This is a genomic window from Arsenicicoccus sp. oral taxon 190 (assembly GCF_001189535.1).
GTDB lineage: Bacteria > Actinomycetota > Actinomycetes > Actinomycetales > Dermatophilaceae > Arsenicicoccus.
Genome location: NZ_CP012070.1, coordinates 866,774 through 883,392, shown reverse-complemented (window position 1 = coordinate 883,392; position 16,619 = coordinate 866,774). Strand labels below are relative to the sequence as shown.

The following is a 16,619-nucleotide window of genomic DNA, read 5'->3' as shown; positions in this document are numbered from 1 at the left end:
GGCGGGCGGTTTCGTCATACGCCCCCGGCCCGGGCTACGCCCTACCCACCTGACAACGTGGACGATTTTGGTTCCCACCGAGCCAAAAGAGACCACGTTGGCGGGGAGGGGGTGATGGGTCAGGCGGAGAACAGGGCGAAGCTGACGGCCGACGCCGTCTCGGCGGGCGTGCGGACCTGCGCGGCTCGGCCCCCGGTGGCCCGCGCGATGGCCTGGAGGGCACCCATGTCGGCCTCGGCGCCGTAGCCGATGCACACGATCCGGACCGGCCGGTTCGGGTCCTGCACCTGCTCCAGGTAGGTCAGGAGGTCGCCCAGCTGGTCGGGGCTGGTGGTGTCGCGGTTGGCGCCGTCGCTGAGCACGACCAGCTGGTTGATGTAGCTGGGGTCGTACGCGCTCAACGTGTAGGCGTAGGCCTCGCGGACCGCCTGGTAGAGCGGCGTCCCGCCCTTAATGGTGACGTTCTCGAGCGCCCGGGCGACGCGATCGCTGTGCGCGCCGGCGCCATACGGGGTCTTGTTGACCTCCAGCGGGGTGGCGCGCTCGATGAGGGGGGTGCCGCCCTCGTCCACGGTGTGGAAGAACCACACGCCCGAGCGGGCGCGGGGGGAGGCGGTGCGGTAGGTCTGGCCCACGAGGCCGCGCACGAGGTCGATGCGGCTGAGCCGGTCCCCCGGGAACCGTTGGTTCATCGAGCCCGACGCGTCGATCAGCGCCATCGACGAGATCCGCACGTGCATCACCGCGAAGATCTTGGCGGCCCCCTGCACGCTCTGCGGCGTGACGGCGGCCGGCGGCCGGGAGGCAGCCGCGTAGGCCACGCCGAGCGGCTGGTCCGTGGGCGCGGCCCCGTCTGGTCCACGCAGCCCCGCCGCGCGCAGCGCGACGCGCCCCGCGTCGGAGCCCAGGTAGCCGACGAAGGCCTCGGCGTATGCCGCCCCCGGGGTGGACGTGTCGAGGCTGCCGACGCGCACGGCGGTCAACGGGATCGACGCCGACCCGCCCCCGAGGGGCACCGCGGCGAGGGGGACGGTGGGGTGCGCGGCGTTGTGGTCCGCGACCGCCTTCTCGGTGGTGACGTAGGCGGAGGCCCGCCGCACGATGTCGGCCATGGATTGCTCCCGCCCGGGGAGCACGCCCGCGTCGTCCGGGGTCACCGACGACACGCGGTGCTCGACCTTGATGACGGACAGAGCGCGCTCGTCCGGCGCGGTGTAGTCGGGTGGGGCCGTGAGCGGGGCGCCGTTGGCGAGGGACGCGAGGGCGCCGAACCCGATCGCCGCGGTCGGGCTGTGCGCCGGGTCGGCCATCTGGATCGACAGCTGACCCCATTCGGGGTGGCCCGCACCGGCCCACGTCTGGCGGCCGAGCATCCAGGCGCGCCAGGCCTCCACGGTCAGGGGCTGGGTGGGCCATCCCCACGCGTCGGCCATGGGGGCGGGCAGGGCGAGGACCACGGGTGAGCTGGCGACCGCGGTGGTGGCCCCGTGGGGGAGCGACCGCGGCAGGGCCGCGACGTCGGCGGTGCTGCGGGCCACCCACACGGCGGCGCGTCGGGGCGGCACGACGTCGGGGAGCGTGGCGGGGCCGGCGACCGGCTCCACCACCACGGGGCTGCACGCCGAGCCCCGGGCGCGCCGGAACTCGTCCGCCACCCGCGTCAGCGCGCCGGTGAAGTCGGGCGAGGCGAAGGTGGTGGCCGCGTCGGAGCAGGGCGCGGCGAGGCTGGTGGTCGGGGGCGAGGTCGGGGTGACCCCGGCGGCCGAGGAGGCGCCGGGCGTGGGCCGGTCGCGGACCGCGATGTAGCCCGCCCCGGCCAGGGCGCCGACGGCGATGAGGGCAGCGGCGACGTTGCCAGCGCGCTCGCGGGGGCGGCGGCCTCGGTGGCGACCGAAGGTCTGGGTCACGGAGCGTCCCCCCGGGGGTGCGCGGCGCGGGGGAGCCGGCGGCGGGTCAGCGATCAGGCGATGGCACGATGGTCGCACATCTACGCACGAGTAGCCTCGCTCCGTAACCGTGACCACCCGTCAGAGGGAATGGCGCCGGGCCGGTTGAGTTCACCTGTCACGCACAGTGATTCATGAGCCGCTGAGAGGCGCGGTCAGGTCATCCAGGGTGACGCAGCGTAGCGAGAGTCGGACGCTCACAGCCACGACAGGTGGTCCTTGGCCAGGGCGTAGCCCACGAAGGCCACGACGTCGAGGATCGTGTGCGCCACGACCAGGGGCAGCACCCGCCCGCTGCGCTGGTAGAACCGGCCGAGCAAGAGCCCCATCACGACGTTGCCGACGAAGGCGCCCCACCCCTGGTAGAGGTGGTAGCTGCCGCGCAGGACGGCGCTGAGGCCGAGCGCCAGGCGGTCCGGCATACCGGCCTGGCGGAGCCGCCCCAGCAGGTAGCCGACCACGACGACCTCCTCCAGGACGGCGTTCTGGACGGCGGCGAGGACCAGGACCGGCACGGTCCACCAGGCACCATCCAGCCCGGACGCGACGACGTGCGTGGTCAGCCCGAGGTGCCGGCCGACCACGTAGAGGCCCAGGCCGGGGATGCCGATGAGCGCCGCCAGCAGGGTCCCCTGCAGCAGGTCCCGGCCGGGGCGGCGCCGGCCCCAGCCCATCGTGGGGTCGCGCGGCGGGTCCCGGTGCCGCAGCAGGAAGACGGCCATCGCGGGCGCCACCAGGCCGAGCCCGATCCCGACGAGCTGGTAGGCGAGGTCCAGCCAGGGGCGGTCCGGCGTGACCGACTGGTTGAGGGTGGACGTCTGCTGGTTGAGGGCGACGTGCCGGGTGGAGCGCTCGATGATCCGCAGGACGGAGTAGACCGCCGACGACCCGAGCGACAGCCCGAGCAGCAGCAGGACCTCGACCGTGTGGTCGCGGCGGCTGCTGGGGGTGCGCATGGCGCCCACCCTAGGGCCTCGTTGCCGTTTCGTGACCTGACGGCCGCGCCCTGGCCCGCGCTGCCGATGCCGCCTCGCGCATACCTATCGTGGGCCCTCTGCTGCACCGCCCGCCCGCCCCAGCATGAACACTCGGCACCCGCTCCGAGCAGCGGATCGGGCGGCCTCCCCGGTGTTTGCGGGGAGGCTCGGCTGCGCTTTGATAGGCACGGACACCGGCACCGACGCCGCCCGGCTCGTGGCCCCGACCAGCGAACGAGGTATCCGCATGACGACCCAGCGCCGCGCCTACGTCGGCTCGGAGGTCGGTCAGCTGCGTCGCGTGCTGCTGCACCGGCCCGACCGGGAGCTGGCCCGCCTGACCCCCTCCAACAAGGACGTCCTGCTCTTCGACGACCTGCCGTGGGTGGAGGAGGCGCAGAAGGAGCACGACGACTTCGCCCGGGCGCTGCGGGAGCTTGACGTGGAGGTGCTCTACCTGCAGGACGTGCTGACCGAGACGCTGGAGCACCCGGCGGCGCGGCAGTTCCTCTTCGACCACCTCCTCGACGACGAGGTCTTCGGGCCGCAGGCGATCGACGCGATGCTGCAGGTGCTGTCGACGCTGGGCTCGGCCGAGCTCGCGTCGGTGCTGATCGGCGGGATCACCAAGGAGGAGATGCTCGGCCGTATGCCGTACGAGCCCGCCTCCCTCGTGCTGAACTCGATGGCGCCCACCGACTTCATGCTGGCGCCGCTGCCCAACCACCTCTTCACCCGGGACACGACCTGCTGGGTCTACGGCGGCATCTCCATCAACTCGATGCGGATGACCGCGCGGGTCCGGGAGTCGCTGCACTACGAGGCGATCTACCACTGGCACCCGGAGCTGTCCGGGGGTGACCACTCGCTGACCCGGTGGAGCGACGGGCTCGGCACGGGGCTGGCCACCATGGAGGGCGGCGACGTGCACGTCCTCGGTCGCGGGGGCGTCCTTGTCGGCATGTCCGAGCGCACGACCCCGCAGGCCGTCGAGCGTCTCGCGCAGCAGCTCTTCGCGGCGCACGCGGCGACCTCGGTGGTGGCGGTGGCCATGCCCAAGGAGCGGGCGATGATGCACCTGGACACCGTCATGTCGATGGTCGACGAGGAGACCTTCACCAAGTACGCCGGCCTCGGCATGCTGCCCTCCTACACGCTGCGGCCGGGCGACGAGCCGGGGCGGCTGCAGGTGCAGGCGCACCCCCCGGAGGAGATGCACCGGGCCATCGCCCGGTCGATCGGTCTCGACGACATCCGCACCCTGACCGCCGACCAGGACCTGGCGGCGGCGGAGCGGGAGCAGTGGGACGACGGGTGCAACGTGCTCACCGTGCGTCCCGGCGTGGTCATCGCCTACGAGCGAAACATCACGAGCAACAACTACCTCCGTGACAACGGCGTGGAGGTGGTCACCATCAAGGGGAGCGAGCTGGGCCGGGGCCGTGGTGGTCCGCGCTGCATGAGCTGCCCGATCGAGCGAGAGGGCATCTGATGTCGTTCACCCTGCGCCACCGCAACTTCCTCAAGGAGGTGGACTTCACCCCGGCCGAGTGGAAGCACCTGCTCAAGCTGTCCGCCGACCTCAAGGCCGCGAAGTACGCCGGCACGGAGCAGCCGCGGCTGCGGGGCAAGAACATCGCGCTGATCTTCGAGAAGACCTCGACGCGCACGCGCTGCGCCTTCGAGGTCGCGGCCTACGACCAGGGCGCCGGGGTCACCTACCTCGAGCCGACGGGCTCGCAGATCGGCCACAAGGAGTCGATGAAGGACACCGCCCGGGTCCTGGGTCGCATGTACGACGGCATCGAGTACCGCGGCTCCGCGCAGTCCCTCGTCGAGACGCTGGGCGAGTTCGCCGGCGTGCCGGTGTGGAACGGTCTCACCGACGAGTGGCACCCCACCCAGATGCTCGCCGACCAGCTCACGATGATGGAGCACTCGGACAAGCCGCTGTCGCAGATCTCCTTCGCCTACCTCGGCGACGCCCGCAACAACGTGGGCAACTCGCTGCTGGTCTCGGGTGCCCTGGCCGGGATGGACGTGCGCATGGTCGCGCCGGCGTCGCTGCAGAACTCCGCGGAGATCGTGGCGATGGCGCAGGGGATCGCCGACAAGACCGGTGCGCGCATCACCGTCACCGACGACGTGGAGGCGGGCGTGCGCGGCGCGGACTTCCTCTACACCGACGTGTGGGTGTCGATGGGTGAGCCCAAGGAGGTCTGGGACGAGCGGATCGGGCTGCTCAAGGACTACCAGGTCAACACGGCCACGATGGAGGCCACCGGCAACCCGCGGGTCAAGTTCATGCACTGCCTGCCGGCCTTCCACGACCGCAACACCAAGGTCGGCGAGGACATCTTCCAGGCCACCGGCATGGAGGCGCTCGAGGTCACCGACGAGGTCTTCGAGTCCGACGCGTCGATCGTCTTCGACCAGGCCGAGAACCGCATGCACACGATCAAGGCGGTCATGGTCGCCACCCTGGGGGACTGAGCCGTGCGCATCGTGGTCGCCCTCGGCGGCAACGCGCTGCTGGAGCGCGGGGAGAAGCCGGACGCGAAGACGCAGCTGGAGCGGGCCAAGCTGGCCGCCAAGGCCCTGGCCCCCCTGGCCGAGGAGCACGAGCTGGTCATCACCCACGGCAACGGCCCGCAGGTGGGGGTGCTGGCGCTCGAGTCGGCCAACGACCCGTCGCTGTCCGAGCCCTACCCCTTCGACACGCTCGGCGCGCAGACGCAGGGGATGATCGGCTACTGGCTGCTGCAGTCCCTGCAGAACGCCCTGCCCGGGCGCCAGGTCGCCGCCATGGTCAACCAGACCCTGGTGATGGCGCACGACCCGGCCTTCGGCGAGCCGACGAAGTTCGTCGGGGAGACCTACACGGAGTCCGAGGCCAAGGCCAAGGCGGACGAGCGGGGCTGGACCGTCAAGGAGGACACCAAGGGGTGGCGCCGCGTGGTCGCCTCCCCGACGCCGCAGCGCATCGTGGAGACCCGCATCATCCGGCTGCTGCTGTCCTCCGGGGCGGTCGTGGTGTGTGCGGGCGGCGGTGGCATCCCCGTCATCCGGGACGACAAGGGCAAGCTCAAGGGCGTCGAGGCGGTCGTCGACAAGGACCTCACTGCGGGTCGGCTCGCCGAGGCGCTCGAGGCGGACGCGCTCTTCATCCTCACCGACGTCGCCAACGTCATCGACGGCTTCGGCACCGAGCACGAGGAGGCCATCACCCGGGCCACCCCCGGTCGGTTGCGGGCCATGGACCTGCCGGCCGGCTCGATGGGTCCCAAGGTCGAGGCGGCGTGCCGGTTCGTGGAGCTCACCGGGGACCTGGCCGCGATCGGGCGGCTGCAGGACGTCGCGGGGATGCTCGAGGGCGAGGCCGGGACGATCATCACGCCGGGCGGCAACTACGGCGGCCCCGACGATCTCAACCCGCGCCACGAGCTTACCGTCGACATCTGATCCCCTACCGGCGGCGGCACGATCGACCGGCCTTCCCTGACCAGGCTGATCGCGCTACCGGCGGCGGATTTCTCCGGCTGTCAGCCCAGGCCCAGGCCAATCGGCCCAGGCCCAGGCCCAGGGCCCAGGCCCAGGCCCAGGCCCACGGCTCTCGGGCCTCGGCCGACCAGGCCCCAGCCGTATGCCGACAACGGCAACCGCCCGTCTCCCGGATCCCCGGGAGACGGGCGGTCGCGGCATACGGGGCTCAGACGTCGACGTCCTCGTAGCGGTCGTTGGGCGCGAACCACTGGCCGGGGCCGTGACCGGGCCGCCGGTGCCACACCTCGCCGGGGATCCCGGGCGGCATGTGCGGGTTGTCGTCGAGGTCGAAGCCGGCCGTGAGCGGGTCGGGGCTGGCCTCGAGGTCGCGCAGCGCCGCGATCGCGTGCTTGCCGAGGAAGATCAGCGCGACGAGGTTGAGCACCGCCATGAAGGTCATGGCGAGGTCCGCGAGGTCCCAGACGAAGGCGAGGCTCTGCATCGCGCCCCAGGCCACCGCCGCGATCGTCAGCAGCCGGATCCCGAGCTCGCCGATGCGGCCGCCGCGCATGAAGTCCATGTTGACCTCGGCATACGTCTCGTTGCCGATGACCGAGCTGAACGCGAAGATGAAGATCAGGAAGGCCATGACCGGTGCGACCCAGGCCCCGAGCTCGCTGGCGAGCGCGGTCTGGGTCAGGGTGGCGGCCTGGTCGCGGGTGGTGATGCCGGGGGTGTAGATCGACGGGCCGGACAGCAGGATCATCACGGCGGTCGAGGTGCAGACGATGATCGTGTCGATGAAGACGCCGAGGGCCTGCACCATCCCCTGGTGGGCGGGGTGGGAGGTGGTGGCCGCGGCGGCGGCGTTGGGGGCCGAGCCCATGCCCGCCTCGTTGGAGAACATCCCGCGCTTGACGCCGTTGAGCATGGCCGCGACGACGCCGCCGGCGGTGCCGGCCAGCGCCTGGTCCAGCCCGAAGGCGCCCTTGAAGATGTCGCCGATGGCGCCGGGGACGTCCCCGATGCGCATGACCAGCACGGCCACGGCGAGCAGGAAGTAGGCGAGCGCCATCAGCGGGGCCATGTACTCGGTGACGCGCGCGACGGACTTGAGCCCGCCGAGCACGATCGCGGCGGTGATGATCACCAGGATGACCGCGGTGGCCCAGGTGGGGATGCCCCACGTGCCCTCGAAGACCCCGGCGATGGTGTTGGCCTGCACCATGTTGAAGGCGAGCCCGAAGGTGAAGATGAGGCAGACGGCGAAGGCGATGCCCATGGGCCGCGACTTCAGGCCGCGCTGCATGTAGTAGGCCGGGCCGCCGCGGAAGGTGCCGTCGGTGTGCGGGACCTTGTAGAGCTGGGCCAGCGTGGCCTCGACGAACGCGGTGGCCATGCCGAGGAAGGCCATCACCCACATCCAGAAGATCGCCCCGGGCCCGCCGAGCGCCAGCGCGATGGCGACGCCGACGATGTTGCCGGTGCCGACGCGGGAGGCCAGGGAGATGGCGAAGGCCTGGAAGCTGGAGATGCCCTCGCCGCCGCCGCTGCGGGACCCGACGGCCACCTTGACCATCGTGCCGAACCGGCGGAACTGGGCGCCCTTGCTCCACAGGGTGAAGAGGATGCCGGCGGCGGCAAGCATGACGATCAGCAGCCAGGTGAGCTTGTCGTTGACGGCGAGGATGCCGTCGTGGATGGCGTTCATCGAGGTCCGTTCGTGCGGGATGGCGTCCGAGCCCGGGAGCGGGCACAGACGCGGGACAGCGTATGCCGAACCGCCCGGCTGCGTGGTGCCGGGGCAGCCGGGCGGTGAGGACCTGCGGGTGGGTCAGCGAGGGTGTCAGCGGGCGGGGGTGATGCGGCCGCGGCACTCGCCGAGGCCGATGCGGCGGCCGTCGGCGCCGCGGGCCGTCCCGGAGATCACGACCTCGTCGCCGTCCTCGAGGAAGGTGCGGGTCGAGCCGTCGGCCAGGGTGATCGGGTCGCGGCCGCCCCACGTCATCTCGAGGAATGCCCCGCGCTGGTCGACCTCGGTGCCGGAGATGGTGCCGGAGGCGTAGAAGTCGCCGGTGCGGACGCTGGCGCCGTTGATGGTGGTGTGGGCGAGCATCTGGGCGGGGGTCCAGTACATCTGGGCATAGGGCGGCCGGGAGACGACCTCGTCGTTGAGCCGCACCTCGAACTCGATGTCCAGGCCCCACGGTTCGCCGGCGACGTCCTTCAGGTAGTCCTGCAGCGGCACGTCGCGGGCGGGCGGGTCGACGCGGGCGTCCTGCAGCGCGGCGAGGGGGAGCACCCACCCGCCGATGGTCGTCGCGAAGGACTTGCCGAGGAAGGGCCCGAGGGGGACGTACTCCCAGGCCTGGATGTCGCGGGCGGACCAGTCGTTGGTGATGGTGACGCCGAAGACGTGCCGCTCGAAGTCGCCCACGGCGATCGAGGACCCCCGCTCGGAGCCCACGCCGACGACGTAGCCCAGCTCGACCTCGATGTCGAGCCGGACGGAGGGCCCGAAGACGACGTCGCCGTCGGGGGTGCGCCGCTGCCCGCGGGGGCGGGGGACCTCCGACCCGGACACGACGACGGTCTGCGAGCGGCCGTGGTAGCCGATCGGCAGGTGCTTCCAGTTGGGCGTCAGCGGCTCGGAGTCGGGGCGGAAGATGCGGCCGACGTTGGAGGCGTGGTTCTCCGACGCGTAGAAGTCGACGTAGTCACCGACGGTGAACGGCATGAGCATCGTCACGCCGTCGAGGTCGACCAGCGACGGCTCGACCAGGGAGCGGTAGCTCTCGTCGCTCAGCCACGTCTGGATGTCGCTCCGCAGCCGAGCCCACGCGTCGGGCCCCGCTGCGAGCAGCACGTCGAGGGTGCCCTCCTCGACCACGTCGGACCACTCGCCGGGCAGCTCGGTGGCCGCCTCGGTCAGGTCGAGCGCGTGGTCGCCGATGCGCACCCCCAGGTGGGGGAAGTCGTCGCCGGTGTCCATCGAGCCGTAGGGCAGGGCGTCGAGGCCGAACGGGCTGTCCTGCGGGATGTCGACCCAGGTGGTCGTCACGGGTGCTCCTTCATGGGGCTGCGGTGGTGGTCGTATGCCGCGCACGCCCGGCGTCTCGCGGGGTGCGGTCTCGGGCCGGGCTACTGCTGCTGGTCGATCTGCTGGGTGGGGTCGCGCTCCTCGCGCACCGACGCCGCGGTGGTGAGGCCGAGGGCGGCGAGGTCCTCGATCGGGGTGGCGGTGCTGCAGGACCCGTAGGCCACGAAGACGTCCCGCGCGGCGCGCTGCTCGGCCGGGTCGGTGGCGCGCACCTCTGCGGCGAGCGAGGCCCCATCGTCCGAGGTCAGCCCCGCGAGGACGGCGTCCCGACCGGCGTCGGCGCGGGCCCGCAGCACGGCCACCAGGATGTTGAGGAAGCCGTGGTGGGTGAAGCCCGTCGCGTCGTCGACGTAGCGCACGGCGTGGTGCAGCCCGGCGGTGCCCTTCAGCCCGGCGGTGCCCTTCAGCCCGGCGTCGCTCCCGGTGTCGCCTTCGGCGTCGCTCCCGGTGTCGAGCTCGGTCGCGGCGAGCAGCACGTCGGCGAGTTGCTGGGCGGTGGGGAAGAGGTCGGCGCTCACCCCGCCGCAGCGGACCTTGGCGCCGAGGCCGGCGCGGTGGACCGCCTCCAGCGCCGCGCGGGTCCGGCCCTCCTCGGCCTGGGCGAGGGGGATCTCGACGTAGGCCGGGGCGCCGGTCCCGCCGAGGGCGGTCTGCACCGCGACCACGGCCTCCTGCAGGTCGCCGAAGGGCAGCCGCACCTCGACGCCGGCCAGCTCCAGGCGGGGGTCGTCGACCAGGCTGAGCAGCACGTCGGGCAGGTCGGTGAGGGGCACGTCGGCGATCACGCCCACGCGGAAGGTCTCGCCCTCCCGCAGGGCCTGGCGCAGCTCATCCAGCCGGGACGCCGGGACGAGGAAGCGCCCGGTGTGCACCGGGTGGGCGGTCTCGTCGTCGGCGCGGTGCCGGGCGACGGCCTCGTCCATGGGCAGGGCGGTCGGGGGGAACAACCCGGCGTCGTCGACGAGCGCGAGCACCAGCGGGACGGTGGCGTCGTGAGCCTCGGGTGCGGTGGCGGCGGTGGGGTCCGGCATACGACCGATCATCCCTGACCGAGGCGGCGCCCGCCCGACCAGCTGTAGGGGTAACGCTCGTCCTCGGTCGCCAGCGCGCCCTCGCCGAGGTCCAGCGGCCGGAAGGTGTCGACCATGACCGCCAGCTCGTCGAAGAACTCGGCCCCGATGGACCGCTCGTAGGCGCCCGGCTGCGGCCCGTGCGCGTGACCCGCCGGGTGCAGCGAGATCGAGCCCTGCCCGATGCCCGAGCCCTTGCGCGCCTCGTAGTCGCCGCCGCAGTAGAACATGACCTCGTCGCTGTCCACGTTGGAGTGGTAGTAGGGCACCGGGATGGCGAGGGGGTGGTAGTCGACCTTGCGCGGCACGAAGTTGCAGACCACGAAGTTGTGCCCCTCCCACACCAGGTGGGCGGGCGGCGGCTGGTGCACCCGCCCGGTGATCGGCTCGAAGTCGGCGATGTTGAAGACGTAGGGGTAGAGGCAGCCGTCCCACCCGACCACGTCGAAGGGGTGCTGCGGCTGGACGTGGATCGTGCCGTCCAGGCCGGACGGGCCGCGCCCGCGGTGCTTGATGTAGACCTCGACGTCCTGCTCGTCGACCTGCTGCGGCTCGCCCACGTGGCGGAAGTCGCGCTCGCAGTAGGGCGCGTGCTCGAGCAGCTGCCCGTGCTTGGACAGGTAGCCGCGCGGCGGGCTGATGTGGCTGTTGGCCTCGATGGCGTAGACCCGGACCGGTTCGTCGCCCGTCGGCACCCACCGGTGGATCACGGCGCGCGGGATGATCACGTAGTCGCCCTCGTGGACGTCCACGTGGCCGAGCTGGGTCTCCAGCGTGGCCGTCCCGGACTCGACGTAGCAGCACTCGTCGCCGGCGGCGTTCTTGTAGAGCGGGCTGGTCTCGGTGGCCGCGACATAGCTGAGGCGAACGTCGCCGTTGCCGAGCAGCAGCCGACGCCCCGTCACCACGTCGCGCCCCTCGTCGCCGAGGTCGTGGGTCCGCAGGTGGCGCGGCAGCAGGGGGTCGTTGGGCGTGAGGGTCTGGTCGGGCAGCTCCCAGGGGCGCACGTCGACGATCGCGCTGGGGATGTAGCGGTGGTAGAGCAGGCTCGAGTCCGAGCTGAACCCCTCCTCGCCCATGAGCTCCTCGTAGTAGAGGTCGCCCTCGGGGGTGCGGTGCTGCGTGTGCCGCTTGGGCGGGATGCTGCCCGCGCTGCGGTAGTGAGCCATGACGCCCTCGTCTCTCGCACAACTGATACATCGGTGTACTATCTGGACTGTAGCGGATGGGTCCGACAGACGCCAGGGGGTGCCATGAGCGAGCTCGACTTCTGGTCCTTCGTGCGGGAGGCCCGCTCCCGCCTCACCGACGAGGGCTACGCCGACCCCGGGGCCACCGAGCTGCTCCTCACGCTCAACCGCGCCTCCGGGATCGTCACCTACGACCTCGAGTCGTCGGTGCACCGGCCGGCGGGCCGGTCGTGGTCGGCCTTCCGCATCCTCTACGTCCTGTGGCTGGCGGGTGCCATGGAGCCCAAGCGGGTCGCGGAGCTCACCGGCCTCACCCGCGCGGCCGTCTCCAACCTCACCGGCGGCCTGGTCGACGACGGGCTCGTATGCCGCGAGCCCGCACCCCACGACGGGCGCTCCGTCCGGCTCGGGCTGACCGAGGCGGGGCTCGTGGAGATCCAGACCCTCTTCGCGCAGCAGCACGAGCGCGAGCAGGCGTGGGCGGCCGCGCTCAGCCCCGTCGAGCGGCACCTGCTGGTGACCCTGCTCGACAAGCTGGTGGGGTCCCGCGACGACCTGTCCCCGCGGCTGCGGCGCTGAGCGAGGCCGGGCTGCCGCCCGAGGCCGGCTGCTGCGCTAGGCCGGCTGCTGCGCTAGGCCGGCTGCTGCGCGAGGCCGGGCTGCCGCCCGAGGCGGGACTAGCATGACGCCACCCCCGCAACCAGGAGGCCGTCCCGTGCCGCCGTCCACCAAGACCGACCCTGTCGACCCTGCCGACCCGTCTCACCCGACTCGCGCGTCCGGCACGTCCGCCCCGCCCCGCCCCGCCACCTCGGGCGAAGGCCTGCTCGCCGCCATGTCGACGGTGGTGGAGGCCGCCGACCAGGCCGTCCCCGTCGAGCCCAACGCCGCCAACGACATCGAGATCGCCGAGCCGCGGGTGCTGCCCTGGATCGGCGTGACCTTCCTGGTCTTCGCCGCCCTGCTGGTCCTGTGGATCTGCTACATCGCGATCAGCCTGCCCAGTCGCCAGCTCTCTCCCAACTACGACGTCGCGTGGGCCGGCTTCGACGTGATGCTGCTGCTCGCGCTCGTCGGTACGGCCTGGAGCGTGCTGCGCCGGTCCCGCTTCCTCGCGATGGCGGCGGGGTGGACCGCCGGCCTGCTGGTGACCGACGCGTGGTTCGACACCGTGACGTCGCCCGTGGGGTGGGACCTCGTCGAGTCCGTCGTCCTCAGCGTGCTCGTCGAGCTGCCGCTGGCGGCCGTCTGCGTGTGGCTGGCGCTGCGCGCGACCGACATCACCGAGCGCCGGATCCGGCTGCTGCAGCGTCGGGCCCGCCGGGCGCGCCCGGCCCGGCTCCGCTAGCCGGAGGCGCCCCCGCCCCGCCCGGTGCGGCAGACTCGGGGCATGGCCTGGACCGAGCACGTCATCTGGTGGCACGTCTATCCCCTCGGCGCGGTGGGCGCGCCCATCCGCGAGGCGTATGACGACGCCGTGGTCACCCACCCCCTCGAGCGGCTCGACGGGTGGCTGGACTACGCGATCGCCCTGGGCGCCAACGGGCTCCAGCTCGGGCCCATCTTCGCGTCGAGCACCCACGGCTACGACACCGTCGACCACTTCCGGATCGACCCGCGGCTCGGCGACGACGGAGACCTCGACGAGCTGGTGCGGCGCTGCCACGACCGGGGCCTGCGGGTCATGCTCGACGGTGTCTTCAACCACGTCGGGCTCGAGCACCCGCTCTACCAGCAGGCGCTCGCCGACGGCCGAGAGTCGCACGCCGCCAGGCACTTCCGCATCGACTGGGACGCGGACGGTGGGCCCCGCCCGGACGTCTTCGAGGGCCACGGGTCGCTCGTCGCGCTCGACCACGCCCGCGACGAGGTCGTCGACCTGGTCGCGGAGGTCATGCTGCACTGGCTGCGACGCGGCATCGACGGGTGGCGGCTGGACGCGGCATACGCGGTCGACCCGGCGTTCTGGGCGCGCGTGCTGCCGCGCGTGCGGGCGGAGTTCCCGGAGGCGACCTTCGTCGGGGAGGTGATCCACGGCGACTACGCCGCGATCGTGCGCGAGTCGACGCTGGACTCCGTCACGCAGTACCAGCTGTGGAAGGCGCTCTGGTCCTCCCTCGACGACCGCAACTTCTTCGAGCTGGCCCACGCCCTGGAGCGGCACGGCGCGCTGCTGGAGTCCTTCGCGCCGATGACCTTCGTCGGCAACCACGACGTCACCCGCATCGCCTCCCGCGTCGGCCCCGCCGCGACGGTGCTCGCCGTAACCTGCCTGCTGACGGTCGGCGGCACCCCGTCCCTCTACTACGGCGACGAGCAGGCCTTCGAGGGCGTCAAGGAGGACCGGATCGGCGGTGACGACGCCGTGCGACCGCCGCTGCCCCATCGCCCCGAGGAGCTGAGCCGCCTGGGGGAGTGGATGTTTCACGTGCATCAAGGGCTGATCGCGGTGCGGCGGCAGCACCCCTGGCTGGTCCGGGCGCGGACGAGGGTGGTCGAGCTGGGCAACCAGCGGTTCGTCTACGAGTCGCGCCCCGCCGCCGGCGCCCCGGAGGACGGCGACCCCGCTGCCGTCATACGGGTCACGCTGGACGTGTCGGGAGAGCCGCGCGCCCAGGTCGAGGTGCCCGGCTCACCCACCTTCACCTGGCCCGCCCGCTGACCGCCGCGCCCACCTTCCCCTCCTTCCCCGCCAGCCCGCCTTCTTCGTTGAGAGGCGACCGATCGGGGTCAACAGGCGCCCATGACCCCGATCTGTCGCCTCTCGACGAGGGGCTGGCGCCCTCAGCGGCGCCTGGGAGGATGGCCGCATCGACGACAGGAGCACACCATGAGCGACCCGACCGAGGGCCACGTCGAGCAGGGTGACGGCCCGGACCGCCGGCCCGGCACCACCGACGGCACGTCGACGCTGGTCGAGGAGTTGTGCGGCCGGGCCGGCTCCCGCGGGGGACGCCCGGGCGCGACCGCCGTGATCGACAACGACAGCGCCAAGGTGGTGGCGTTCGAGTTCGCCGAGGGTGACGAGCTCAGGGAGCACGCGGCGCGACATCCCGTGCTGATCCAGGTGATTCGCGGGCGGGTGAGCTTCGAGCTGCCCGACCGCACCGTCGAGCTCGCGCCCGGCGCGCTGCTGCACCTGACGCCGATGCTGCGCCACGCGGTGCGCGCGCTGGAGCCGACGACGCTGACCGTGACGATGCTGCTGCCGCACGCCTGAGGCGTGCCTCTCAGCGGCGCAGCACGCGCCGGACCGCGGCGCCCACCTCTCCCGGCGTCGCGACGATCGCGGCCAGGTGCGCGTCCGGCCGTATGACGACCGCCTGGCGCCCGTCGAGGTGCAGGCTCGCGGCGACGACCCCGTCCGGGTCGACGGCATCCAGAGCGACGACCGTGACACCGCACCCGAGCTCGGCGACCGCGTCCTCGCAGGCGTCCCGGTCCACGGCCCGCCCGACGAGCACCAGCAGGCCCCGGCGGGCGAGCTCGCGCAGCCGGCACACGCCGGGCCAGCCGGTGAGCGGGACGTCCGGGACGAGGACGCCGGGCACGGGCTCGGGGTCCTCGCCCTTGGGTGGACGGCCCGGCCACGGACGGTCCGGGGCGGGCGTCGTGAGCTCGGAGTCGGTGTACCAGAAGGGTTCTGACAGACGCCCCGAGTCGACCTGGTTGCGTCGCTCGGGGTCGAGGATGGACTCCTCGAGGATGTCGAGGCGGCGCGCGTGCTCCTCCGGGGTCTGCGGGACGAGGAAGGCCATGGTGCGCGAGGTGACCTCGAGGTTCTCGGCCGCCGCGGCGTGCCGCTCGGAGTGGTAGCTGTCGAGCAGCGACTCGTCGGCCCAGCCGTGCAGCACGAAGGCGAGCTTCCACGCGGCGTTCTCGGCGTCGAGGACTCCCGAGTTGAGGCCGCGCGCACCGAACGGCGACACCAGGTGCGCGGCGTCGCCCGCCACCAGCACCCGCCCCACCCGCATCCGGTCCACCTGGCGAGCGTGGAAGCGGTAGAGCGACTTCCACACGATCTCGTAGTCGCTGTCCGCACCGATGATCTGCCGGATCCGCCGGTCCAGGCCGCCGCTCGCCTCGTCCTCCTCCAGCGAGAAGTCCGGCGGCACCTGCCAGTCGATGCGGAAGGTCGAGTCGGGGCAGGGGTGGATCAGGACCTGGCGGCCGGGGTTCCACTCCGGGTCGAAGTAGAACCGGCGCTCCTGCTCCCACCCCGGCATGTCCGCCCGGATGTCGCAGATCAGGAACTGGTCGTCGAAGGTCAGGCCGTCGAAGGTCAGCCCCAGCAGGTCGCGGATCGGGCCACCCTTGGAGCCGGGCGCCGCGACGGCATACGAACCGGTGAGATCGACCGGGCCCGAAGAGGTCTCGCAGGTCAGCGTGACCGAGTCGGCGCCCTGGCGCAGCCCGACGACGTGATGCCCCCAGGCGTAGCTGATGAGGTCAGAGCGGGCGATCTGCTCGTCGAGGAGCTGCTCGGTCCGGGTCTGGCTGATGTTGACGAAGGGCGGGAACGGCGACCGCCCCTTGTCCACGAAGCCCTGGCAGAAGAGCTCGGTGTCGCGGTAGAAGGTGCGCGCGCGGGTCCAGGTCACGCCCTCGTCGGCGACCTGACGGCCCGCACCGACGTGGTCCCACACGTCCAGGACGTCGCGCTGCTGGCACAGCGCCTTGGAGCCGATCGGGTCGCGCTCGGGGCGAGAGTCCAGCAGCGTCACCGGGACTCCCCAGTGCGCGAGCAGCAGCGCGGCCGTCTGCCCGACCGGGCCCGCGCCGATGACCAGCACGCGCCGGTCAGCGGGCAGGGTTGGGGTGGTGAGGGATTCGTGAGGCATGACGTCGTTGTC

At 72.3% G+C, this 16,619-nt stretch carries 14 protein-coding genes; 7 read left to right on the top strand and 7 right to left on the bottom strand.

Annotated elements, in window-relative coordinates; genetic code table 11:
* Positions 1-119 precede the first annotated feature (119 nt).
* Both ADJ73_RS04200 and ADJ73_RS04195 read right to left on the bottom strand, forming a co-directional pair.
* Positions 120-1,907, bottom strand: coding sequence for a vWA domain-containing protein (locus ADJ73_RS04200; RefSeq protein WP_050347232.1), 1,788 nt, complete (start codon positions 1,905-1,907; stop codon positions 120-122).
* Between the two features lie 236 nt (positions 1,908-2,143).
* The gene (locus tag ADJ73_RS04195) at positions 2,144-2,902 is read right to left on the bottom strand and encodes a CPBP family intramembrane glutamic endopeptidase (protein WP_050349250.1); all 759 of its coding nucleotides are present in this window, start codon (positions 2,900-2,902) and stop codon (positions 2,144-2,146) included.
* A 268-nt stretch (positions 2,903-3,170) separates the two neighbouring features.
* Here ADJ73_RS04195 and ADJ73_RS04190 point away from each other — a divergent pair, with 268 nt between their 5' ends.
* The 3 genes from ADJ73_RS04190 to ADJ73_RS04180 are packed head-to-tail and all read left to right on the top strand — an operon-like array spanning position 3,171 to position 6,385.
* Positions 3,171-4,415 (top strand): arginine deiminase, encoded by a 1,245-nt coding sequence (locus tag ADJ73_RS04190; RefSeq protein ID WP_050347231.1) that lies wholly within the window; start codon positions 3,171-3,173, stop codon positions 4,413-4,415.
* Positions 4,415-5,416: an ornithine carbamoyltransferase gene (gene argF / locus ADJ73_RS04185; RefSeq protein ID WP_050347230.1), complete on the top strand. Its 1,002-nt coding sequence runs from the start codon at positions 4,415-4,417 to the stop codon at positions 5,414-5,416. The genes ADJ73_RS04190 and argF overlap by 1 nt, the downstream gene beginning before the upstream one ends.
* A gap of 3 nt (positions 5,417-5,419) precedes the next feature.
* On the top strand, positions 5,420-6,385 hold the full coding sequence (locus ADJ73_RS04180) for a carbamate kinase (RefSeq protein ID WP_050347229.1): 966 nt from the start codon (positions 5,420-5,422) through the stop codon (positions 6,383-6,385).
* A gap of 247 nt (positions 6,386-6,632) precedes the next feature.
* On the opposite strand, the gene ADJ73_RS04175 is transcribed toward ADJ73_RS04180, so the two are convergent.
* The 4 genes from ADJ73_RS04175 to ADJ73_RS04160 form a co-directional block, all read right to left on the bottom strand.
* Positions 6,633-8,117 carry an alanine/glycine:cation symporter family protein gene (locus tag ADJ73_RS04175; RefSeq protein WP_082176727.1) on the bottom strand — a complete coding sequence of 495 codons (1,485 nt, stop codon included), beginning with the start codon at positions 8,115-8,117 and terminating at the stop codon, positions 6,633-6,635.
* 135 nt (positions 8,118-8,252) lie between these two features.
* Positions 8,253-9,467: a fumarylacetoacetase gene (gene fahA / locus ADJ73_RS04170; RefSeq protein ID WP_050347228.1), complete on the bottom strand. Its 1,215-nt coding sequence runs from the start codon at positions 9,465-9,467 to the stop codon at positions 8,253-8,255.
* A gap of 80 nt (positions 9,468-9,547) precedes the next feature.
* Positions 9,548-10,537 carry a hypothetical protein gene (locus ADJ73_RS04165; RefSeq protein ID WP_050347227.1) on the bottom strand — a complete coding sequence of 330 codons (990 nt, stop codon included), beginning with the start codon at positions 10,535-10,537 and terminating at the stop codon, positions 9,548-9,550.
* Between the two features lie 8 nt (positions 10,538-10,545).
* Positions 10,546-11,745, bottom strand: a complete 1,200-nt coding sequence (locus ADJ73_RS04160; RefSeq protein WP_050347226.1) for a homogentisate 1,2-dioxygenase — start codon at positions 11,743-11,745, stop codon at positions 10,546-10,548.
* A gap of 84 nt (positions 11,746-11,829) precedes the next feature.
* On the opposite strand from ADJ73_RS04160, the gene ADJ73_RS04155 reads away from it, so the two are divergent.
* The 4 genes from ADJ73_RS04155 (at position 11,830) to ADJ73_RS04140 (ending at position 14,986) form a co-directional block, all read left to right on the top strand.
* The gene (locus ADJ73_RS04155; protein WP_050347225.1) at positions 11,830-12,345 is read left to right on the top strand and encodes a MarR family winged helix-turn-helix transcriptional regulator; all 516 of its coding nucleotides are present in this window, start codon (positions 11,830-11,832) and stop codon (positions 12,343-12,345) included.
* A 136-nt stretch (positions 12,346-12,481) separates the two neighbouring features.
* Positions 12,482-13,114 carry a hypothetical protein gene (locus tag ADJ73_RS04150; protein WP_050347224.1) on the top strand — a complete coding sequence of 211 codons (633 nt, stop codon included), beginning with the start codon at positions 12,482-12,484 and terminating at the stop codon, positions 13,112-13,114.
* 42 nt (positions 13,115-13,156) lie between these two features.
* Entirely contained in the window at positions 13,157-14,428 is a 1,272-nt protein-coding gene (locus tag ADJ73_RS04145) for an alpha-amylase family protein (RefSeq protein ID WP_050347223.1), read from the top strand.
* A 168-nt stretch (positions 14,429-14,596) separates the two neighbouring features.
* Complete coding sequence (locus tag ADJ73_RS04140) at positions 14,597-14,986, top strand: cupin domain-containing protein (RefSeq protein ID WP_050347222.1); 390 nt, start codon at positions 14,597-14,599, stop codon at positions 14,984-14,986.
* A gap of 10 nt (positions 14,987-14,996) precedes the next feature.
* Here ADJ73_RS04140 and ADJ73_RS04135 read toward each other — a convergent pair whose 3' ends face one another.
* Positions 14,997-16,607: an FAD-dependent monooxygenase gene (locus ADJ73_RS04135; protein ID WP_050347221.1), complete on the bottom strand. Its 1,611-nt coding sequence runs from the start codon at positions 16,605-16,607 to the stop codon at positions 14,997-14,999.
* Positions 16,608-16,619 lie beyond the last annotated feature (12 nt).